Annotated in this window: 19 protein-coding genes, 1 tRNA gene and 1 pseudogene; 13 read left to right on the plus strand and 8 right to left on the minus strand. The window is 55.4% G+C overall.

The features are described from left to right. Positions 1 to 123 precede the first annotated feature (123 nt). The 3 genes from AC06G8_RS07885 to AC06G8_RS07895 all read left to right on the plus strand — a co-directional run bounded on the left by AC06G8_RS07885 (position 124) and on the right by AC06G8_RS07895 (position 3,485). Positions 124 to 1,089 (plus strand): carbohydrate ABC transporter permease, encoded by a 966-nt coding sequence (locus AC06G8_RS07885; RefSeq protein ID WP_480284943.1) that lies wholly within the window; start codon positions 124 to 126, stop codon positions 1,087 to 1,089. Beyond that, positions 1,086 to 1,925 (plus strand): carbohydrate ABC transporter permease, encoded by an 840-nt coding sequence (locus AC06G8_RS07890; RefSeq protein WP_447662085.1) that lies wholly within the window; start codon positions 1,086 to 1,088, stop codon positions 1,923 to 1,925. The genes AC06G8_RS07885 and AC06G8_RS07890 overlap by 4 nt, the downstream gene beginning before the upstream one ends. A gap of 144 nt (positions 1,926 to 2,069) precedes the next feature. After that, a complete protein-coding gene (locus tag AC06G8_RS07895) occupies positions 2,070 to 3,485 on the plus strand; it encodes an ABC transporter substrate-binding protein (protein WP_447662084.1) in 1,416 nt (471 codons plus the stop codon). 63 nt (positions 3,486 to 3,548) lie between these two features. Here the strand turns inward: AC06G8_RS07895 and AC06G8_RS07900 are convergent, their stop codons facing one another. After that, complete coding sequence (locus AC06G8_RS07900; protein WP_480284944.1) at positions 3,549 to 3,779, minus strand: hypothetical protein; 231 nt, start codon at positions 3,777 to 3,779, stop codon at positions 3,549 to 3,551. Between the two features lie 155 nt (positions 3,780 to 3,934). On the opposite strand from AC06G8_RS07900, the gene polA reads away from it, so the two are divergent. From polA to AC06G8_RS07925, 5 genes are all read left to right on the plus strand, one after another. Then, entirely contained in the window at positions 3,935 to 6,601 is a 2,667-nt protein-coding gene (gene polA, locus AC06G8_RS07905) for a DNA polymerase I (RefSeq protein WP_480284945.1), read from the plus strand. Between the two features lie 78 nt (positions 6,602 to 6,679). After that, a complete protein-coding gene (gene mutM, locus AC06G8_RS07910) occupies positions 6,680 to 7,534 on the plus strand; it encodes a DNA-formamidopyrimidine glycosylase (protein ID WP_447662081.1) in 855 nt (284 codons plus the stop codon). Between the two features lie 119 nt (positions 7,535 to 7,653). Then, the gene (locus tag AC06G8_RS07915) at positions 7,654 to 8,367 is read left to right on the plus strand and encodes an MntP/YtaF family protein (protein ID WP_480284946.1); all 714 of its coding nucleotides are present in this window, start codon (positions 7,654 to 7,656) and stop codon (positions 8,365 to 8,367) included. Between the two features lie 81 nt (positions 8,368 to 8,448). Then, a complete protein-coding gene (coaE, locus tag AC06G8_RS07920) occupies positions 8,449 to 9,045 on the plus strand; it encodes a dephospho-CoA kinase (RefSeq protein WP_480284947.1) in 597 nt (198 codons plus the stop codon). Further along, positions 9,042 to 9,641, plus strand: coding sequence for a lytic transglycosylase domain-containing protein (locus tag AC06G8_RS07925; protein ID WP_447662078.1), 600 nt, complete (start codon positions 9,042 to 9,044; stop codon positions 9,639 to 9,641). Before coaE ends, AC06G8_RS07925 begins: the two co-directional genes overlap by 4 nt. Positions 9,642 to 9,700: 59 nt before the next feature. On the opposite strand, the gene AC06G8_RS07930 is transcribed toward AC06G8_RS07925, so the two are convergent. Continuing rightward, positions 9,701 to 9,937, minus strand: a complete 237-nt coding sequence (locus AC06G8_RS07930; protein WP_480284948.1) for an alpha/beta-type small acid-soluble spore protein — start codon at positions 9,935 to 9,937, stop codon at positions 9,701 to 9,703. 161 nt (positions 9,938 to 10,098) lie between these two features. Between AC06G8_RS07930 and nrdR the strand changes: the two genes are divergently transcribed. Next, positions 10,099 to 10,566, plus strand: a complete 468-nt coding sequence (nrdR, locus tag AC06G8_RS07935) for a transcriptional regulator NrdR (protein WP_048745439.1) — start codon at positions 10,099 to 10,101, stop codon at positions 10,564 to 10,566. Between the two features lie 253 nt (positions 10,567 to 10,819). Here nrdR and AC06G8_RS07940 read toward each other — a convergent pair. The 4 genes and pseudogenes from AC06G8_RS07940 to AC06G8_RS07955 form a co-directional block, all read right to left on the minus strand. Beyond that, positions 10,820 to 10,891, minus strand: a pseudogene (locus AC06G8_RS07940) (hypothetical protein); the annotation flags it as partial. A gap of 64 nt (positions 10,892 to 10,955) precedes the next feature. Further along, positions 10,956 to 11,045 carry a hypothetical protein gene (locus AC06G8_RS07945; RefSeq protein ID WP_480284949.1) on the minus strand — a complete coding sequence of 30 codons (90 nt, stop codon included), beginning with the start codon at positions 11,043 to 11,045 and terminating at the stop codon, positions 10,956 to 10,958. A gap of 179 nt (positions 11,046 to 11,224) precedes the next feature. Beyond that, entirely contained in the window at positions 11,225 to 11,383 is a 159-nt protein-coding gene (locus AC06G8_RS07950) for a MarR family transcriptional regulator (RefSeq protein ID WP_480284950.1), read from the minus strand. Continuing rightward, positions 11,380 to 11,523: a hypothetical protein gene (locus AC06G8_RS07955; protein WP_480284951.1), complete on the minus strand. Its 144-nt coding sequence runs from the start codon at positions 11,521 to 11,523 to the stop codon at positions 11,380 to 11,382. Before AC06G8_RS07955 ends, AC06G8_RS07950 begins: the two co-directional genes overlap by 4 nt. A 171-nt stretch (positions 11,524 to 11,694) precedes the next feature. Between AC06G8_RS07955 and AC06G8_RS07960 the strand changes: the two genes are divergently transcribed. The 3 genes from AC06G8_RS07960 to AC06G8_RS07970 all read left to right on the plus strand — a co-directional run bounded on the left by AC06G8_RS07960 (position 11,695) and on the right by AC06G8_RS07970 (position 16,510). Next, positions 11,695 to 11,767 (plus strand) — tRNA-Ala (locus tag AC06G8_RS07960). Positions 11,768 to 13,251: 1,484 nt separating this feature from the next. Further along, entirely contained in the window at positions 13,252 to 13,623 is a 372-nt protein-coding gene (locus AC06G8_RS07965) for a hypothetical protein (protein WP_480284952.1), read from the plus strand. 1,198 nt (positions 13,624 to 14,821) lie between these two features. Continuing rightward, complete coding sequence (locus AC06G8_RS07970) at positions 14,822 to 16,510, plus strand: methyl-accepting chemotaxis protein (RefSeq protein WP_480284953.1); 1,689 nt, start codon at positions 14,822 to 14,824, stop codon at positions 16,508 to 16,510. Positions 16,511 to 16,847: 337 nt separating this feature from the next. Here AC06G8_RS07970 and AC06G8_RS07975 read toward each other — a convergent pair whose 3' ends face one another. Beyond that, positions 16,848 to 19,400: a transglutaminase-like domain-containing protein gene (locus AC06G8_RS07975; protein ID WP_480284954.1), complete on the minus strand. Its 2,553-nt coding sequence runs from the start codon at positions 19,398 to 19,400 to the stop codon at positions 16,848 to 16,850. Positions 19,401 to 19,432: 32 nt separating this feature from the next. Next, positions 19,433 to 20,467, minus strand: a complete 1,035-nt coding sequence (locus AC06G8_RS07980) for a carbohydrate-binding family 9-like protein (protein WP_480284955.1) — start codon at positions 20,465 to 20,467, stop codon at positions 19,433 to 19,435. 147 nt (positions 20,468 to 20,614) lie between these two features. Between AC06G8_RS07980 and AC06G8_RS07985 the strand changes: the two genes are divergently transcribed. Further along, positions 20,615 to 21,784 carry a GntR family transcriptional regulator gene (locus AC06G8_RS07985; protein WP_480284956.1) on the plus strand — a complete coding sequence of 390 codons (1,170 nt, stop codon included), beginning with the start codon at positions 20,615 to 20,617 and terminating at the stop codon, positions 21,782 to 21,784. The last annotated feature ends 23 nt before the right edge of the window (positions 21,785 to 21,807 follow it).

A 21,807-nucleotide genomic window follows, 5' to 3' on the forward strand; every position in this document is an offset into this window, starting at 1 on the left:
TTATTACATTTCCTAATCTTAATAAATTGCTGACATAGGGGTTACAAAAGGACGTTATCGTTGGAGTTGCCAAGCCGATTCCGGCCTTGCAATCTATTGAAAAAAGGGCGGTGGCAATCACCCATGAGTTCATCCTTATATTCGGACAAGCCTGAACCGGTCTTGTCTCCGGCCTCCGCAGCCTCGGCCGGTACCCCGATCGCAGCAGGCAAGCTGAGGCGGATCCGGGAGCAGCTGCTTGGTTATTTGTTTCTGGCGCCGAGCCTGGCTGTATTTACCTTGTTTCTCTTTTATCCGATGGCACGCTCGGTCTATCTGAGCTTTCAGCTTACCGATCCCCGCGGCAGGGTAGCCGCCTATGCGGGCTGGGACAATTATTCTCGGATGATGGAATCGTCCGCATTCTGGAACAGCCTCTGGATCACCGTCCAGTTCACGCTGCTGACCGTACCGGCCGGACTTGCTCTCGGCTTGCTGTGCGCAAGCCTCGTCCATGCCGCTGGCAGAGGCAGCAAGATTTTCCGCTTCGTCTTTTCAGTTCCGCTCGCCCTCTCCGTCGGAACGGCATCCATCCTGTGGATGATCCTGTATCATCCGACGCTCGGCATGCTCAACTACTTGCTGGGCCAGGTCGGCATCGCGCCGATCCAATGGCTGACCGACCCCTCCGTGGCGCTCGGTTCCGTCTCGCTCATGACGATATGGATGAACTCCGGGTTTCCTTTCGTCCTGCTCCTGGCCGCCATTCAAGGGCTGGACAACGATGTCATGGACAGCTCGCGGATCGACGGCGCTTCGATGTGGAGAACGTTTTTCTCGATCAAGCTGCCGCTGCTGTCGCCGACGCTGTTCTTCCTTGCGGTCGTGTCGATCATGAGCGCCTTCCAATCGTTCGGGCAGGTCAACATCCTGACTCGGGGCGGCCCTGCCGGCTCCACGGATGTGCTGGTGTACTCCATCTACCGCGAAGCATTCGTCAACTACCAGTTCGGCACCGGCAGCGCGCTGGCGATCGTGCTGTTCGCCCTTATGCTCCTGCTGACGGCGGTTCAATTCCTCGTACTTGGAAAGAAGGTGCATTACCAGTGAGGGGATACGGCCATCCGCGCCATCCGGTCCGGTTATTCAGCCTTTACGGCTCGCTCATCCTGCTGGCGCTGTTCGTGCTCGGACCGCTGCTGTACCTGCTCGCCCAGAGCTTCATGACCCCTGCCGAAGCCAGCGAGTATCCGCCCAAGCTGCTTCCATCCGGCTTGTACACCGGAGGGCTCAAGAACGCGATTGAAACGGTGCCGATCTTCGGCTTCATCGTCAACAGCTTTGTTCTGGCGATCGCGATCATGGTGCTCCAGGTGCTGACAGCGGCGCTGGCGGCCTACGCATTCGTCTACATCCGGTTCTCGGGAAGCAGGTTCTGGTTCGCGCTGTTCATCAGCACGATGATGATTCCATGGGAAGTGACGATCATCCCGAATTATTTGACGGTCAAAAGCTGGGGATGGCTTGATTCGTTCCAAGGGCTCATCGTGCCCTTTGCGGCTTCGGCATTCGGCGTGTTCCTGCTCCGCCAGTTTTTCCTGCAGCTGCCGCGCGAGCTGTTCGAGGCGGCGCGCATCGACGGCTGCGGGCATTTCCGCCACTTCGTCTCCGTCGTGCTGCCGTTGTCCGGGCCTGCTGCCGCATCGCTGGCTGTATATGTATTCCTGAACGGCTGGAACCAGTACCTGTGGCCGCTGCTCATCACGAGCAGCGATGCCATGCGGACGGTCCAGATCGGGATCGCGATGCTTCAGTTCGAGGAGCTGACGAGCTGGAATCTGGTGCTCTGCGGAGTGGCGCTCGTCCTTGTGCCATCCCTCGTGCTGCTGGCGCTGGGCCTCAAGCCGCTCGTGCGGGGGATTACAGCCGGTGCGGTCAAAGGCTGAGCTAAGGCTGCGATGAACTGAGCAAGACGCCAGGCCGCGTATGGAACTAATGCAGCCGGCATGATTCCAGTCCTCATTCGGGTATTCGTCCTTCGGGACTTGCCATATATACAAATATCGATTCAAAGGGAGAGAAATCCAACCATGGTCAAACGCAATTGGAAAATGGCGCTGCCTGTGGCGGCTATGCTCGTGCTGCCTCTGTCTGCCTGCGCATCGAATCCGAGCAACGGCGGGCAAAGCGCCGATCCGGCACCAACCTCCGCGGCTTCCAATACGGACGCCTCCGCGAATGCGGGCGGAGCTTCCACGGAGCCTGCCAAGGAGCCGGTCAAGGTCGTCTGGTGGCATTCCATGAGCGGCGAGCTCGGCAAAGCCGCGGACAAGCTGGTCAGCGATTTCAACGCCTCGCATCCCGATGTGAAAGTGGAAGGCGTCTTCCAGGGCACCTATGACGAGAGCCTGAACAAGCTGAAGGCTTCAATGGATTCGAAGTCAGGCCCGTCCTTGATCCAGGTGTATGAAATCGGGTCGAGATTCATGATCGATTCCGGCGCCGTGACGCCGGTGCAGCAGTTCATCGACGAGGAAAACTACGACGTGTCCTCGCTGGAGCCGAATATCCGGAGCTATTACACGTTCGACGGCAAGCAGTACTCGATGCCATTCAATACGTCCAACCCGATTCTTTATTATAACAAGGATCTGTTCACAAAAGCCGGACTTGATCCGAACAAGCCGCCTGCGACTTACCAGGAGGTAGCCGAAGCGGCCAAGAAGCTGACCGGCGGCGGCGTGACGGGAGCTTCCTTCGCCATCTACGGCTGGTTCGTGGAGCAGCTGCTGGCGAATCAGGGCAAGGATCTCGTCAACAACGGCAACGGCCGCGACAGCGCCGCCTCCGAATCGCTCGTGAACCAGGAAGCGGCCGTCAACACGTTGACCTGGTGGAAGGGCATGGTCGACGACAAGTCCGCGCTGAATCTCGGACGCAAGACGGACGACACGAAAAAAGCGTTCCTGGCCGGCCAGATCGGCATGACGCTGGATTCGACGGCCTCGCTGCGCGGCATCGTCGACGGCGTCGCAGGCAAATTCGAAGTCGGCACGGCTTTCCTGCCTAAGCCGGACGCATCCTCCGAAGGCGGCGTCGTCGTCGGCGGCGCGAGCTTGTGGGTTCTGAACAACAAGCCGGCCGAAGAGCAGAAGGCTGCCTGGGAGTTCATCAAGTATTTGGCTGAGCCGGCAGTACAAGCAGAGTGGCACATCAACACCGGCTACTTCCCGATCACGACGAAAGCTTACGACGAGCAGATCGTCAAGGACAATCTGACGAAGTACCCGCAGTTCCAGACGGCAGTAGACCAGCTGCATGCCTCCAAGGCGGGCACGGCCAGCCAAGGCGCCGTCATGGGCGTCTTCCCGGAAGCGCGCCAGACGGTTGAAGGCGCGATCGAGGAAGCGTTCACGGGCAAGAAGGACGTCAAGGCCGCGCTTGACGATGCCGCCAAGCAGATCACCGAGAAGATCGGCATCTACAACAAGACGGTAGCGAAATAAGGGGCGAAAGCTTCCGAACAATCAAACAGCCCTGGGATCGATGATCCCGGGGCTGTTTTTTTATCAGTACCGCCGGTCTCCGTAGGAGCCGTCGCCGCGAATCAGCAGATAGACGATGAGTCCGAGCATCGGCGCTACGAGCAGGGCGAGCAGGACGATCAGCGCGTATTCGCTGCTGTGCCCGCACCTTCTCGCATCGCGGTAAGCCCATGCGCAGAGGGCGACGTGGAGGGCGAAAAACAGGAATCCGATGAATAGAAATCCGATTCCGAAAAGTCCGACTCCCGAATACATTCAATCACTCCTTAATATTCCAATGATAAGATAAATTTACATACGCTGAATCCATCCAGAGGTTTCGAACCGATCGAATCGGGAGCGTCCCGTCCGGGAATCGGAGGGCCGTTTATGGTATGATGGAAGCAACCATGAACAGGACGAGGTGCCCAATGGACAAGTGGATATTGATCGACGGCAACAGTATTGCCAACCGGGCTTTCTACGCCATGCCGCCGCTGACGAACGCAGCGGGATTACATACGAACGCCGTATACGGCTTCACGACGATGCTGCTCAAGGTTCTTGAAGAAGAGAAGCCGACGCATGTGCTCGTCGCCTTCGACGCCGGCAAGGTGACGTTCCGCACCGAGAGCTTCGCGGAGTACAAGGGAACGCGCCAGAAGACGCCTTCCGAGCTGTCGGAGCAGTTCCCGCTGATCAAGGAGGTCGTGGCTGCGTTCGGCATCAAGCAGTTCGAGCTGAGCGGCTACGAAGCGGATGACATTATCGGGACGATGACCCGGCTGGCGGACGAGAAGGGGGTCAAGACGATTGTCGTGTCCGGAGACAAGGACATGCTGCAGCTGGCCTCGGAGCAGGTGACGATCGCCGTGACGCGCAAGGGCGTAAGCGAGACGGAGCTTTACGATCCCGCTGCCGTCAAGGAACGCTACGGCCTCGTGCCCAGCCAGATCATCGACCTCAAGGGCTTGATGGGCGATACGTCCGACAACATACCGGGCATTCCCGGTGTCGGGGAGAAGACCGCGCTCAAGCTTCTGCATGAATACGGCACGGTCGAAGGCGTGCTGGAGCATTCCGGCGAGCTGAAAGGCAAGCTGAAAGAGCGCGTGGAAGAGAACCGTGAAGCCGCGCTCATGAGCAAGCAGCTGGCGACGATCTTCCGCGAGGTTCCTCTCGAGGAAGGAACGGCAGACTTTCCTTATAGCGGCTTCGAGCCTTCCGTGCTGGCGGATGTGTTCGGCCGGCTTGAATTCCGCTCCTTGATGGAGAGGCTGGACCTGTCGGCTGGCGCAGGTGGAGAAGCGGCGGATACGGCTCCGAGCCGTGAGCTGACCATCGTACCGGTCGAGATCGGGGATTCGGAGGCCAAGTCGGCGCTGGAAGCCGCGCTGGATGAATCCGGAGGCTTTTTCCTGGAATCGCATGGGGACAACCCCCATCATGCCGATATTCTCGGAGCGGCTTATGCGGTGGAGGACCAGGTGTTCGTCATGGATGCGGATTGGCTCGCGAGCGCGGACGCGGACGGCTTCAAAAGCTGGCTTGCCGACCCGTCCCGGCCGAAGACCGGCTGCGATCTGCACCGTGCGGAGCTCGTCCTGAACCGGATCGGCGTCCATCTGCAGGGAGCCGGCTTCGACATCGTCCTGGCCGCCTACCTGCTCGACCCGACGGATACCGACCAGAGCGTCACCGGCATCGCCGCCCGCAGCGGCCTTCCATCCGTGCCGTCGGACGAGTCGGTCTACGGCAAAGGGGCCAAGTTCAAGGTGCCGGACAAGGAGACGCTGTACGCCCACCTGGCAGCCAAGGCCGAAGCCGTGCGCGGGCTTGCGCCGCTGCAGCGCGAGAAGCTGGAGCAGAGCGGCATGAACCGTCTCTACTTCGAGCTGGAGCAGCCGCTGTCCGGCGTGCTGGCGGACATGGAGAAGCTCGGCATCTGCGCGGATGCCGGCGCGATCCGCGAGCTGGGCCAGGAGCTCGAGAAGGGCATCAGCGCCGACGTGGCCGAGATTTACCGCCTTGCGGGGACGGAATTCAACATCAACTCTCCGAAGCAGCTTGGCGAGATTCTGTTCGACCGTCTAGGACTGCCCGTCATGAAGAAGACCAAGACCGGCTATTCCACGGACGCCGATGTGCTTGAGAAGCTGGAGCCCTACCATGAAATCATTCCGCTCATCCTGCATTTCCGCCAGCTGCATAAGCTGCAGTCCACCTACGTGGAGGGCTTGCTCAAGGAGATCCGCGAGGACAGCGGCAAGATCCATACGTACTACCGGCAGACGATCGCGGCTACAGGCCGGCTGAGCAGCCAATTCCCGAACCTGCAGAATATCCCGATCCGCCTGGAGGAAGGACGCAAGATCCGCAAGGCGTTCGTGCCTTCCGAGCCGGGCTGGAGCATCCTGGCGGCCGACTACTCGCAGATCGAGCTTCGCGTGCTGGCCCATATATCGGGCGACGAGGGACTGACCGAAGCTTTCACGCATGACATGGACATCCATACGAAGACGGCCATGGACGTGTTCGGCGTGCAGGAGTCGGAGGTGGATTCCAACATGCGGCGCTCGGCGAAGGCGGTCAACTTCGGCATCGTGTACGGCATCAGCGACTTCGGCTTGTCCCAGAACCTGAACATCACCCGGAAGGAAGCGTCGCGTTTCATCGAGCAGTACTTCGAGGCGTTCAGAGGCGTGCGCAAATACATGGACGATATCGTCCTGGAAGCGCGCAAGGACGGTTATGTGAAGACGCTGCTGGAGCGCCGCCGCTATTTGCCGGAGATCAAGGCGTCGAACTTCAACCTTCGCTCGTTCGCCGAGCGGACCGCGATGAACACGCCGATCCAGGGAACGGCGGCCGATATCATCAAGCTGGCGATGGTGAAGATGCAGGAGCGGCTGCGGACCGACGGCATGAAGAGCCGCATGCTTTTGCAGGTACATGATGAATTGGTGTTCGAGGTGCCGCCGGAGGAGCTGGAAGTCATGAAGAAGCTCGTGCCGGAAGTGATGGAGAGCGCCTTGGAGCTGAATGTGCCGCTGAAGGCCGAAGTCAGCTTCGGAGCCAACTGGTACGAGGCGAAGTAGCCCCCTTGCAGTCAGAATCTGAGCAATGCGCCGCCAGGATGGTTCCGGTATAATAGAAGCCGAAGAGGTGATGACATCATGCCGGAATTGCCGGAGGTAGAGACGGTAACCCGAACACTCAATATTCTCGCAGGGGGCAAGACGATCGAGAAGGTCGTCGTCAGCCTGCCGCGCATCATACAGCGCCCCAAGGAGCCCGAAGCGTTCGAGGCTGCCCTTGAGGGCCATACGATCCTGAACGTGGAGCGCCGGGGCAAGTTCATCCGTTTCGTTCTGGACGGGCTCGTGCTCGTCTCCCATCTGCGCATGGAGGGCAAATACGGACTGCATGCTGCTGAGGACGAAGTGGCGAAGCATACGCATGTGCGCTTCCGCTTCACGGACGGAACCGAGCTGCGGTACAAGGATGTCCGCCAGTTCGGAACGATGCATCTGTTCAAGCCGGGCGAGGAATTCACGATGCCTCCGCTGCTGAAGCTCGGGCTGGAGCCGCTGAGCGAGGAGTTTACGTACGAGTCGCTGGTGGCAAGGCTCGCCAAGCGGACGACGCGCATCAAGCCGCTGCTGCTGAATCAAGAATATATTGTGGGGCTTGGCAATATTTATGTGGATGAGGCGCTGTTCCAGGCCGGCATCCATCCCGAGCTGACGGCGGACCGGCTGAAGCCGGCCCAGTGGAAGCTGCTTCACGCGGCGATCCGCGAAACGCTGCAGAGGGCCGTCGATGCGGGAGGCTCCTCCATCAAGTCCTATGTCAACGGACAGGGAGATCCCGGCAAGTTCCAGCATGAGCTGCTTGTGTACGGCCGCAAGAACGAGCCTTGCCGGAACTGCGGCAGGCCGATCGAGAAGAGCGTCGTCGGCGGGCGCGGCACGCATACTTGCGCGGTTTGCCAGCCGCTGCCGAAGGCACGCGTCCGCAAGAGCGGCTGACGCGCCGCCAAGCAGCGCCGAAGCCGGTGTCGCCCGGCGCACGATGAAGCGACAGGAACAGACGCCCATTCCTTGCATATGATGATCCTAAGTCAAATGCAGGGAGGTAGGGCTGGAACGTGTTCGCCCACATACTGCCGATGTTGCTCTTGTCATTTGCCGTCAGCGTGGATGGATTCGGCGTAGGAGTCACATACGGGCTGAGGCGTATCCGCATCCCGATGCTGTCCGTGCTGATTATTACGGGCTGTTCGGGCATCGTCATTCTGATCGCCATGAAGGTCGGGGCTTGGCTCTCCGGATTCGTATCCCCCGAAGGGGCGAAGCTGATCGGGGCCGCCATCCTGGTGCTGATCGGATCTTATACCCTTGTGCAGCAGTTTCGGCGCGGCAAGGAGGACAAAGCCAAGCCGGATGCGAGCTCAGCCCGCGACAATTCGGATCCGGCAGCGATGCCGGGGGTCGGCTCGAACGAGGCTCCCTTGCCGCCGGCCGCGGTGCTTACGTTCGAAATCAAAAAGCTTGGCCTCGTCATTCAGATTCTGAAGACGCCGCAAGCCGCCGATATGGACAGCTCGGGAAGCATAAGCGCGGGCGAAGCTCTTCTGCTCGGCTCTGCATTGTCGCTGGATGCATTCGGCGCAGGTCTCGGAGCCGCTATGGTCGGTCTCGTACCTTGGGTCACGGCATGCTGCATCATGCTGGCGAGCGGACTTTTCCTGGTGGGGGGACTGCGCTTCGGCTTCCGGTTCTCCGGAGTCAACCGGATGAAGGCGCTGAGCTTCCTGCCCGGCGTCCTGCTGCTTCTGATCGGATTCGGCAAACTATGGTAACATCTCCCTATCCCTCCCGCGGCGGAGGGATATTGGGCTTTACAAGAGGAATTATGGCTGCAAAAAGGAGGTTCGCATCTCTTGAGAATAGGACTTACAGGCGGAATCGCCAGCGGCAAGAGCACCGTAGCCCGCTTTTTGCGCGAAAGGGGAGCCTTCGTATCGGATGCCGACGAGGCGGCCCGGAAGGTTGTTCTGCCCGGAACGCCGGCATTGGACGACATCGTTGCGGCTTTCGGCCGCAGCCTGCTGCTCCCGGACGGCATGCTCGATCGGGCCGCCTTGGGGCGGGTCGTATTCGGGGATCCGGACAAGCTGAGGCAGCTCGAGTCGATCCTGCACCCGGCGATACGCGCGCATATGAAGGATGAAATGGACCGCGCCGAGGCTGAATCTCCCGGAAGGCTCATTGTGGCGGATATCCCGCTCTTGTACGAAACGGGACAGGACAAGGCATACGACGGCGTCCTGGTCGTTCATGTGCCGCATGAGCTTCAGGTCAAGCGTCTCATGGAGAGAAACGGCATGGACCAGGCGGAAGCGGAGCGGCGAATCGGCCTGCAAATGAGTCTGGACGAGAAAAAGCGGCGAGGGGACTGGGTCATCGACAACAGCGGCAGCCTGGAGGATACCCGCGCTCAGATCGGGCGATGGATGACGGAGCTTGTGCCGGCATGAGATGGCTGGCCAAGAAAAGGGTGCTGCTGATCGTGCTGACGGGATTCGTCCTCCTGCTTTTCCTCAAGTCCGACTGGATGGGCCGGATGATGTATCCGATCTCTTTCGTCGAAGAGATCCAGGCCGGCGCTTCCGATTATGAAGTCGATCCGTATCTCATCGCGGCCATCATCCGCGTGGAATCGAATTTCCATACCGGCAAGGTCTCGAAGAAAGGAGCTGCGGGGGTGATGCAGCTGATGCCCGATACGGCCCAGTGGATCATCGAGACGGCCAAGCTCGAGGCTTTGACCGCAGAGGGAGTGACCTCCGATACGAAGCTCAGCATCCGGGCCGGCTCCTGGTACATACACTCCCTTCATCAGCAGTTCAAGGGCAATTCGGTCGCGGCGGTCGCAGCCTACAATGCCGGCCCCGGCAAAGTGTCCAAGTGGCTGCAGAACGGGACTTGGGACGGCACGCTCAAAAACCTGAGCAGCATTCCATATGGAGAGACGCGCCACTATGTACAACGTGTCGATTATTATTATAATAAGTATAGGGATTTGTATCCCGACATGGCCAGCGAGTCAAGCGCTTCAGGCCGGCTCAGCTGAATGCAAAAAAAACCCGGAACGCCTCCCGTTTCGAGGAGACGTTGCCGGGCTTTCCGATATCAGGCCATAGTATTTGTTTGACCTGCCAGGGATTGCTCGCCGATCGTTACCAGGCGTTTAGTGATGTAACCGCCAAGGGAACCTGCGTCATGCGTCGTGAAGCTGCCGTAGTAGCCGTCCTGCGGGATGGCGATACCCAGTTCTTGAGCAACTTCGAATTTCATCTGATCCAGTGCCGCGTTTGCGTTTGGCACGAGCAGTTGGTTGCGGCTGCCGCTGTTGTTGTTGTTAGACATTGTTGTTCACCTCCTCGCTGTTAGTAAAAGTATTATGTGCGGAATTTGCCGGATCATACGGCGAGCTCGGCAATAATTTATCCGACAGTCCACCAATTCCGCAACCGAGCGGATTTCAGATGAAAAAAGGCCATCACACCGAATCAAGGGAGGGAATCCCCATGAAATGCCCATATTGCGAGCATTCCGGAACGAAGGTGCTGGATTCCCGTCCCGCCAACGGGGACAAGTCCATCCGCAGAAGGCGCGAATGCGAGCGCTGCAGCCGCAGGTTCACGACCTTCGAGATGATCGAGGAGACCCCTCTGATCGTCATCAAGAAGGATGGAAGCCGGGAGGAGTTCAGCCGGGACAAGATCCTGCGCGGGCTTATCCGTGCCTGCGAGAAGCGTCCCGTCCCTGCCGAGAGGCTGGAGGAGATCGTCTCCGAGGTCGAGAAGGAAATCCGCACGACCGCCCAGGCGGAAGTCGAGAGCCGCGATATCGGCGAGATCCTCATGCAGCAGCTGTATCCGGTCGACGAAGTCGCCTATGTGCGCTTCGCATCGGTGTACCGGCAGTTCAAGGACATCGACATGTTCATGAAGGAGCTGTCCAGCCTGCTGTCCAAAAATCCGGCGGATGCTTGATTTTCCGGCAGATGAAAAGACCTTCGCTGCAAGCAGCGAAGGTCTTTTGCATGGGTCAAAGGAAGGCACGCTGCACCTAGCGCATGTTCGTTCAAGCGTCGCGTAGTAGCCGCCGTCGATCGGCAGCTCGACGCCAGTGATGTACGAGGACTCGTCGGAAGCAAGGAACAGAACGCCTTGCGCGATGTCTTCCGACCTTCATCGTGCGCTCCCAGCGCTCAACGCTCTGATCCCTGAATGGAACGGCGTCGGAGATGCCGGTATTGTTGACGAGGACATTGATCTGGCCGAACTTGGCGATCGCAGCGTTGACGATGGATACCAGTCCTCTTCGGAGGCAACATTATGCTTTAGGCCCAGCGCGTCTCCGCCGAGGGCTTCGATTTCCTTTACACTTCCTGGATTTTTTCTTCCTGGAGGTCGGTGATGACGACCGTCCTGCCTTCCTTGGCGAACAGGAGAGCGTCCGCTTTGCCCATGCCGCCTGCCGCGCCTGTAATGATCGCTACTTTGCCTTAAAGTCTGTCCATTTCGTTGCCTCCTGTGGACTCGGTTTAGATTTCTTGGATTCGCTTATGGAGGTGGGCGATCATTTTTTCATACGATTGGATCAGGAGATCCATTTCCTCGGATGAAAATTCGGTCCACAACCCCTCGGTCAACTGCATGAATCTGGCTGCAAGTCCTTGCTCGGCCCATGACCGACTGCGTAAATGCGAAGATTCACTTGCCGCCGGTCTTCTGTGCTGACGACGCGCTCGATGTAGCCTTTGTCGACGAGCTTGCCGCTCAGGTTCGTCACGGCCGACGGGGTCACGTCAAGCTTGGCTGCCAGCTCGGAAGAGGTTTTGCTGCCTCATGGGCGAGCGTCTGCAGGATGGAGTACTGAGGAGCCGTCATGTTGGCATCCTGCAGCTTGGCGTAGCTGTCGACAATCGTCTGCATATGCAGACTCATCAGTTGGGATAGTCGATCCTGCTGTTCCAGTTAAACCTGACTGAAAGCATGGTCAATTTTTTTTAATTAACAGTTGACACTAAATATATGCCCATGGTATGATCTTTCTTGTCGCGGTGCTGGTTTGTTTGAGAGAATCAAGGACAAATACATAGTCGAGACCGATCATAAGGGGCCTTAGCTCAGCTGGGAGAGCGCATCGCTGGCAGCGATGAGGTCAGGGGTTCGATCCCCCTAGGCTCCATAATAAGAAAGACCTCGAAAACCCTTGTATATCAAGGGTTTTCTGCTTTTTAGGGCCTTGGCAGAGGCCCTATTCTTTTTGCTCAGAAACCAACTTGGTGCCATTTTGGTGCCATTAGTTTTTTGGTGCCGTATTGGACACCAACTTACCCTATCTGCAGGATTGATGGTGGTTTTCACACCGGTTTTTTGGCACCTGCCTGCCGCGCCTGCGGCTACTACGACTTTTTTTCTCCTTATTTTCCACGCGCTTGCGTATATTCCTGATCTGGCTGCGCGTCCGTCTCTCGCGCCAGCTGTAGCCGAAGCTGTAGTCGAAGGTCTAATGCGACCGGAGGGATTGCGTTTTTTTTATGCGGGTATGGAAAGTCTGGATAATGTTAGTACTTCTTTATGAACCGTAATGGAGCGTAGAGGAATGAAAGTATTATCCATGATTCAACCGTGGGCGACTCTGCTTGTCCTAGACGAGACTCTCTATGAAACAAGATCCTGGAGGACCCGGTATCGCGGACCGTTGACCATTCATGCAAGCCGGAAAGTCGATAATCAGGCCTGCAAATATGAACCCATCCGTTCTTTACTCGCCAAGAATGGCTAAACGGAACAAAACCTCCCTACGGGGGTTATCCTTGCAACCTGCGAGCTTACGAATTGTTATCAAGTCATCGACGCTAAGGATACGTCAGCCATTCTGGATTGCGGGAAGGTCATGACGGGGGATGACTTCCTGTTAGGCGATTACAGTCCAGGTTAATTTGCGTGGGAAATAGCGGGTTTCCGTCTGCTGAAGCCCTATATTCCAGTGAAGGGAAAACTGAGACTATGGGAATATCCGATAGGCGAAGAGTTGTTGATATGACCTACGTAAATAATCAATTGATGGAGGTTCTGACTTGACCAATCACTTATTTTCTCCTTATGAAATTGGCTTTGTTAAACTTAACTGTTGATTTTCAAACAAAAAGAAAACGGCTCACTGACAAAGCCGTAAAATCATCCAATTAATGGTAATTAATTCACCCGTATAGTGATTTCTTTACCTGTTGGTTTATTCTTGAATGGTCTACTAAACTCACTGAAAATGAATTCAATCCCTTTTATATCATTAGGTAATGGTGGAGATACGATGTAGTTAAATGATGAATGTCCAGTGGTACTTCCTTCAGTATCCATGCGGCAATCGTAATTGTCTCCCAAATACAACTCGAAATGATTCATCTTATTTTGCGATTCGCTTTTTACATCCCAATCTATATTGAAGGTTATTACGCTTGCATTGTTATGTTGTCGTATAAAGGTCACTGTATAAAAGAATCCCCCCCGTTCCAAGGATTTTAGAACTGGAATGTGAAGCAGATATTGCGAGTTTTTGGAAGATGTTGCATACTTCCATTAGAGGAGGGGGTTCTATTTACTTGGAAAATTTTTTTCGTAATCTTCACATTTACGTAAGACCATTTTATCTACAAAGGAGCTGCGTATATGGGGATGTTAATTGGAGCGATTTTGTGCGGAATCATTGCGCTCATCGCTTTTGGATACGCTGCAATTAAAAAGGAGAGCCGGGTGGCTGGAATTAGCATCGGCTGTATTTTTGTCATTTTTACGGCTTTGCTCCTCTATTGGAGCTTCGGAACGGAGTCCGGTCAACGATCTTGGAAAACGTTCCGTTCTGAAAACGGCGGCGGTCTACAACGAACTGTGGATGTCTACGATCAGTACGGTAAATTGCTGAAGCATTATGAGGGAAAGCTGGATGTCGAGACGAACGATGCAGGCACGAAGGTTCTCTTTGATCTGAACGGCAAGAGAACTGTAATATATGGGGCTATCGTTATTGTGCAGGAAAAGTAGCTTAGGTCCCTGATCTGCAGCTGAAATAAATCATGCAGATAAATATGCTTCTCATGAATTCAAGCGTTGTTCCTACTGCCAATAAAATATTTCTTAAAAGGGTCACTCAATCGAGTGGCTTTTTTTCATACCGACAAACTGAAGGAGGTTACCATGAAATCATTTTTGAACTGGCTCTTGCGTCATGCAGGCCATTCTGATGATTCGTAGCCAAGAAACCGCAAGGAGCGCCAACAAGGGAGGAAAGAAATATGAAAGATCATTGTGACGGGTGCGGGGGAACGATCGAGATTGTATTGCAGCAGCGCTGGCTGCCGGACGGTGGAGGTGGTGACCTCCATTACTTCACCTGCACACATTGCTCCCGAGAGTATCCCACGCATTACACGGATCATGAAGCTTCGTGATAATGCGATTTATAAGCTGACAGGCAGCTGGTGGAGAGATCCTAAGGTTGAAGCCCAGTGACAAAGTAACTCCGAGAGGAGTGCGAGCAAAACAATAGGCCGTAACATCAAGTGAATCCTGCCGCGCCGTCAAAAAGAACCTGAAAAGGACAAGAGAGAGTCGAGCCCCGAGAAAATGGGTGAAGACCATGGAATGCGTGATGCCCTTGGAAGTGCAGCGCAGAAGAACTCTCCGACGTATAGGGAGTGGCATGTTCTGAAAGTTGTGTTTGGAACTAGGGAGACCCTCCCCCGCACGAGTTTTTTATTTCGTAAAGAGCGAACCTATAAACCCGAAAGGTGAAGTCGCGAGCTGCGGAAAGGAGTCGGAGGGGGTTGTATTACCGATGAAGTGAGGACAACAAAACCTCATGGAGGGAAGAACCCCTGCTTTGTTCAAGCAAGTGGAGGAGGTAAGAGGGAGTGAATTCAGTTAACCCTGCTAACTACGCCAAAGTAATAGCTCAAGAACTTCAAAACAAGCTATATCTTGCCGCCAAGGAAAATTTAAAGCGAAGGTTTCATGCTCTCTGCGACAAGCCGCACACGAGTTGAGAGAACATGCAGGCACTCAGTTTGACCCCCAACTTGTACAGTTCTTTATCTTGTGGATCGAGAAAGCTTCCGCAAGGGACTCTCAATAAACCTAAAAAAACCCTAAAAAACCCTAAAAACCCGAAATAGACTTATCGGCATACGTGTTTTTACCGATATATAAAATAATATGATCAGAAGAGGGGAATTGCTAGTTTATGAGAAACATGAGTATCGGAACCAAAATAAGTCTAATCGTAATCGGTATTTTGTTGGCATTTTCGGCAGTCATAGCTTATGACGTGATTGGTGAGATGCAGAAAGGGATTGAAACTTTCGCAATGGAGAAAGCCAAAAGTGATCTGGAATTGGCGCATGGCTTCATTGAGCATAAATATCCCGGTGACTGGCAAGTGAAAGACGGTCAGCTTTATAAGGGCAGTACAAAATTGAACGAAAATTTCGATTTGGTCGATGAGATCGGAAACATGACGGGAGATACGGTAACGATTTTTCAAACGGATAAGCGAGTTGCTACCAACGTCATGAACGAAGGGAAAAGGGCCGTTGGAACCACGGTTTCCCAGCAAGTAGGGGATGTCGTTTTAAAACAGGGTCAAAAATATTTCGGCGAAGCGGTAGTGGTAGGACAAAAATATCAAGCGGCCTATGAACCGATCAAAAATCAAAAAGGTGAGATTATCGGAATTTTCTATGTAGGCGCCTCTCAAAAATTGATACAAGAAATCGTTAAGTCGTTTATGAACAGATTTTACGTTATTTTTTTAGTTTCCATTGTGATCGTCGTTTTAATTATTGTGTTATACATACGAAAAGTGAAAACTAGAATTGTCCGGGTAGCTAAAGCGATGCAAGGCGCCGGGTCTGGCGATTTCACCATCACGATTACGGACAGAACCAACGATGAGATCGGTCAGCTCAGCACCAGCTTTAACCATATGAGAGAAAGCTTGAGGGAGCTTATACAGCAAGGACTGACTGCCTCGAAGAAAGTTGCTTCTTCAACCGATCAGTTGATGACCATTGCGGAGCAGACCACCAAAGAATCGAAGCAAATCGTTTCGTCCATTGAACAGGTGGCGGCCGGAGCAGAAAGTCAGACGCAAAGCACGGCAGAAAACTTAAGTGCCATGGAAGAAGTTGCGGTGGGAGTACAAAAGATCGCCGTGAGTGCGGCAGATATTTCGGAGGCGGCTGTGTTTTCCAAACAGCAAGCGGAAACAGGTGAAGAGCTCGTTCATAAAACGGTCGGGCAAATGGCAAATATTCATCAATCCGTTCAGGAAACCGATGCTGTGATCAAATTGCTTGAAGAGAAATCAAGGGAGATTACGGGTGTTGTTGAGATTATCAGCGGCATTTCGGTTCAAACCAACCTGCTGGCATTAAATGCCAGTATTGAGGCTGCCAGGGCAGGAGAACACGGCCGGGGATTCTCAATTGTAGCTTCCGAGGTCAGAAAGCTGGCGGAACAATCCGGACAATCGTCGGATCGTATTGCGGATTTGGTTAATGAAATTGAAAGCGACATGAGGCATTCTATTCAAGCGATGACTCAAGTGATACATGAAGTAGAGACAGGACTTCATCTTACGAATGAAACCGAACGCAGTTTTATCGAGATCGTGAATTCAAACGGGCGAATTGCAGATCAGATCGAAGAAATGGCGGCAACCGCCGAGCAAATGTCAGCGGGTGTGGAGCAGATAACGGCTTCTGTCACAGAAATCGCCCAAATCGCTAAGGTCACCAGCTCAAATTCTCATCAGGTGGCCGCTTCTACATCCGAACAGCTGGTGGCGATAGAGCAAATTACTTCATCCTCAGCTTCCTTGTCGGAAGTGTCAGATGAACTGCAGAGGACACTTGAAAAGTTTAAAATATAAACCGGCAGCCGTAATCATTGCCGTGCACACCCTTATAAATTGATTGTATGAACTCCCCATGTTTGCTGCATCAGCAGAATGGGGAGTTTTTCTGTCCAAATGGTAAAAGCGGTCAATTTACGAGCTTCGCTTGGAATGCCAATCCGCAATCTTGCATCTTTAAACGCAGATTGCCCAAGTGGCCCCTCCATACATTGACTTCCCGCATGGAAAAGATGACAACTTTGTTCTCGAACCCATTGCAATGTCGGAGAATGGTTCTATTCGGACAGGCCAAAAAGGCTGCCTCCAGCAAAAGATTTGCGCTGGAAGCAGCCTCGAACCTCGATAGGCTTGTTTAAGCTTCTGCTAGAGTCTGCTGAAGCGCCTGGTAGGCCAGCTTGGAGATGCCAAGCTTATACCCGTTAGAACGGTAACGGATGCGCTGGTTCCCATCTATCGCGTAAACCGCTGGCAGCGCGGCGCTTTCTTCCGCTCCATCTTTATCTGAGATCCCGTTCGGAGTTACAGTCTGCTTGTGGAACGTAATCGTCGAGGGCAGCGAATCGTCGCCCAAAAGCCCTGAGGAGGCTTCCCATTTCTCTTCCCCGATCAGGCAGGCAATCGCAACGCCGCTCGCTTCCCATTGCTCCTTCATCTCGCGCAGCTCCCGGAGCAGATGCTTGGAAGGCTCGCGATCCGGCTCCAGCCACGCGAGAAGAATTCCTGCATCTCCGCCAAGACCCGGGAAGGCTTGCAAATTGGCCGCCCCCAGATCGGATATTTCCTTCTGCGCCTGTCTGAATACAAGCGGAATCTCTAGATGCTCCGCAGGGGCCAGCTCGAAATGATGCAGGCGGACGAGCGTCGTGCCGTCCTCGAGCCGGACGCCGGTCGTAAGCCGGTAATGTCCGGCTTGCAGCTCGAACGGTTCGTTGAACACGTCCGTTTTTCCGAACTCGTAGGTCAGCGTCCGATAGACGCCGTTCTCCCATCTGGCCAATGAGAAATTCAAGAAATAGGCCGCTTGTTCGCCGGAGTCGACGTCTCGGATCCAGGAAACAGTACCTTTGGCCGATGAATCCTGAGGCTCGGCCTCATTGTCGCTTCCAAACCGGGCATCGATCCAATCCCCACCGCTTAGAAATTGGGGACGCTTGTCGCTTGGCTCCAGGCGGGCGGGAATGCCGCAGCTGCGGGCAGCAGCGACAAAGAGAATGTCGCGTGACTGCCGGTCGCCCTTCATCAGCTTGCAACTGCCGGCTGGAGTGGCGGATCCCTTGTAATGAGTCAGGTCGTCGAAAAGCTCGAACTCGCCGCCGATCCACGCGGCAAGCTGTTGAGGATCATCTGTGTACCTCGCCAAATCCTGGCTGCTGATTTTCTGGCGGAAGAAGGACCGATAAGAAGCAATCATCTCGAAATCGACGCGCGGGTTCAGGATGTAGGAGGCGAACGTGGAATCATCCCATTGTCCCTGCAGCGGCAGGGAATGGATCAGATGGTCTTCCAGCACCGGGCGGAACGTATCGGTCATATCCTTCTCTCTCATCGCCTCGAGCAGACGAAGGGGCCATTCGCCGTAAGCAGGCGTCTGTTCGCGGAGAAACGCAGCGATCTCATGGCTGTTGCCGCGCGCGGGGCGCAGCACGCTCCAGACGCGTTCCGCCGGCAGTCCGCACTCGGCTGCAAGGGAAGCGGCATCCTGCTCATTCAAGAACGTTCCCTCATAAGCGGCCCGGATCGCAGCTCCTTGCTTGATTCTGGCTTCATGGATTGTTCTCATGTCATCCGAGACAGGCTTGCCTTCAAAGTCGGGCAGCTCCGGCGGCGGCACCATGTCAAGCTCTTGCGTCATACCCGAAAGCATACGAGACGACAGCCGGATCAGAACCTCTTTCGTCTCCTCCATTCGGAATTTGGCCTGTCCCCAGCCGCCGCTGCCGCTCGCCCATATGAACACATCGCCAAGGCCCAACGTAACCGACAGCCGGCCGAATTCATCCGTCTCCATTGGAACGATCGTATAAAGCTCGGCCTGGTTGTAAAGCTGCAGCTCCACTTTGGCAATGGCCGGATCGCCGTTCTCGTCGACAACGGAAATGGCGAGCTTGCCGGTGGCCGCATAATTGTGCAGCAGGTTCAGCTCCGAGTACCACGGCCGAGCAAGCGTAACTTCCTCCGGACCCGGATAGTTCACTGCGGTCCGGGTATGGACGAGCATAGCTCTGCGGGCTGGCTGGCGGAACCAGCCTTGGTCGAGCACGGGATCCGGCTCGCAGGCTCCGAGGAAGCGCCAAGTCCCGTCGGCCCAGGCTTCAACCCAGGCATGGTTCGAATCGCAGTGTGCCCAACGCGGCGTATACACCTGTCGGGCCGGGATGCCGATGCTCCGCAGCGCGGCGACGGCAAGCGTCGACTGTTCGCCGCAGCGGCCGAGCGCGGTACGCATAAGCGTGAGAGGGGACACAGTGCGGATATCGTTGCCGGCATAGTTGGCTTTCTCATGGCACCAGTGGTTCGTTTCCAGAATCGCATCGTACATCGACATATGCTCGACGCGCGGATAAATATCGGCGAACAATAAAGGACCCGCCGCCTCAATATTTTCGTTGTTCACTCGGTATGGCAGGACGAAATGGAAAAACAGCGAGTCGGGAATACGCTCTCCCCATGGCGCCGTATTCCGAACATGCAGGGCATGCCTGACATGGGCAAGAAACAGCTCGCCGTCATAATCGGCCATATCGTTGAGCGGCATATAGGCATACAAATATTTGAGTGCGAGCAGCTCGTCATCGGCAAGGGGCTGGCTGAAAATGCCGAAAAGCTCGGTCTCCCTGGCTGCGCCCAGCTGGCGCTTGTAGGCCAGCTTCTCTTCGATCACTTCCATCAGTTCCAGATCGTCCATCCTAAGGGGTCTCATTTGTCCGTTCAAGCCATTCACTCCTTCCATACTTTACCTTCGTGGTCGATATATAGGCGGGCATCTCCATCCGAGGAGGGAAGGGAGGCGAGGAACATGCGTGCGGTTGTCTCTAGAACGAGCTCATCGAGCGGTGCCAGCTCCAGCTCCCGCGCCCCGGCCGCGAACCGTCCGTGCTCAGCGAAGAAGCGGCGCTGGCGATAATACAGCCGCCTAAGCTCCCATTTCCGATGCTCATCCTCCGGCAGCTCAGGCAAAACCTCCCCTGGCGTCTCGTCGCCGAAAAAGACATACCCCCACAGCTCGGGATAATGCATGTTGACGATTCCCATCGGCGACCAGACCCAGTTGTCCTCCGGATAGGGCCGGCCGGTGTCAGGATCGGTTCTCTTCACATAACTCCCGTCGACCGTGTCGACCTGCCACTGCACTCGGGAAAAGTTGACCCTCCAAAACTCGCCGGGAAGAGGGGGACGTCCGCCATGGGCGCATTCCTTCAACGCTTCCCACGGCATCGCTACTTCCACGCTCCAGGACCGGTTCGGAGCGGAAGGATCGTTGAGACGGCCGTCGATGTGGACGGCTGACTGCAGGCCGCGGATATCCCAGCCGTTCACGGGCGGCCCTCCGTCCCGGTAAGGCTTGACCAGCAGCAGGTCCCAGACCGTGTTCATGGCGTTCATTTCAAACTCGTAGTAGCGATGGGTATCTCCGTCGGGATCGATAAAGATCTCAAAATCGTTGTCATGGAAAATGACGGAGTCCCGCTCGGTCAGCGTCGCCCAGATCTCATCGTCCTCAAGCTCGGCGCCGAAGTAAAAGAAATGGTCGTCCCAAAGCATTTTGACTCTCGTTCGTTTGGGCGGGACAATGTCGCTCGCGATATCGACGAAATCGCCGCTCCATTCGGCCGCGTCCCAGAACGGCTTGTCCAGTCGGCCGTCGAGCTCGCCTGCAGGATGAATCGCCCGGCGGCATAGATACCGCCTGGGAGCATATACGGGAATATTAGGCTCCGGTACCGCGCTTCCGATGACAATCACGCTCCTCATTGAATATAACCGCTTATGGGTAAGATGGAAATCTATGGTCTATGATAGATCATGGACAGCCCTCTTGTCATCCCGGCAGTTGATAAAAAGGTATATTTAATTTAAACTATACTTCAGAACTAGGTATGACCAAAGAATCAGATGAAAATGCAACGGAGAGAAGTGAACGGCGTGACATCGACCAACAAACCGCTATATATGAAAATATTGGAAGAACTGAAAGGGAAGATCCAGGGCGGCGAATACGAACCGGAAACGCAGCTGCCTACGGAGGTGGATCTCGCGGACCAATACGGGGTCAGCCGTATCACCTCCAAGCGCGCGCTGATCGAGCTGGAGCGGGAGGGCCTCATCTACCGCAAGCGCGGCAGCGGAAGCTACGTCAAGCAGCAGGAAGGGCCGGCGAGCTATGCAGGCATTCAAAGCTCGAGCCCGATCATTGCCATGGTCCTCCCTTATATGGCGACCAACGAGCTGGCTTACATCAAGGGAGCGAGCGATTGCCTGGATGCCAAGGGGTACTTTTTGAGCATTCACAACAGCAACTGGAGCAAGGACAAGGAGAAGGAGCTGCTCATCAAGCTGCAGAAAAGCGGGATGACGGGCGTGATCCTGTATCCGATCAGCACGATCGGCAACGTTGAAATCGTCCACGCGCTGAGCAGCAACAATTATCCCATCGTGACGGTGGACCAATATTACGACAATCTGTCGGTGAGCAGCGTCGTGTCCGACAACTTCCAGGGCGGTTATGATGCAGCGTCGAGGCTCATCGGGCTCGGGCATCGGCGGATCGCCTTCGTGTCGAGCATCGGCATCGAATACCGCAGTTCGGTGCGCGACCGTTATATGGGGTACTGCCAGGCGCTCAAGGAGAATCGGATCCCGATCGACCCGGAGCTCGTCTACACCGACTTCTACCGCGATGTCACGGAGCACAACGCAAAGGAATTCTACCAATCGCTTCTGCAGAAGCTGCTGGATGGGCAGGCAACGGCTATCCAGGCCGAGCATGACTATCTGGCGGTCGAGCTGCTCAAAAGCGCAGCGGAGGCGGGAATCCGCATCCCGGAGATGCTATCGATCATCGGGTTCGACGACGCCGACTTCACGAAGCATCTCGAAGTGCCGCTCTCGACCTTGGCGCAGGATTACTACACGCTTGGCCGGCAGGCGGCCGAGCTGATCATGGAACAGATCGAAAAAGGAAACGCGGAAACCCGCCAAGTAAAGGTTCCGGTCACGTTGATCGAGCGCCAATCCATCGGAGACCGGATGGAGCCGAGCGATCAAGCGGAGGTTCACTCGATACCATGATCACCGAATTCGACAGGTAGGCC

Source organism: Paenibacillus sp. SJS-P3, from assembly GCF_056711585.1.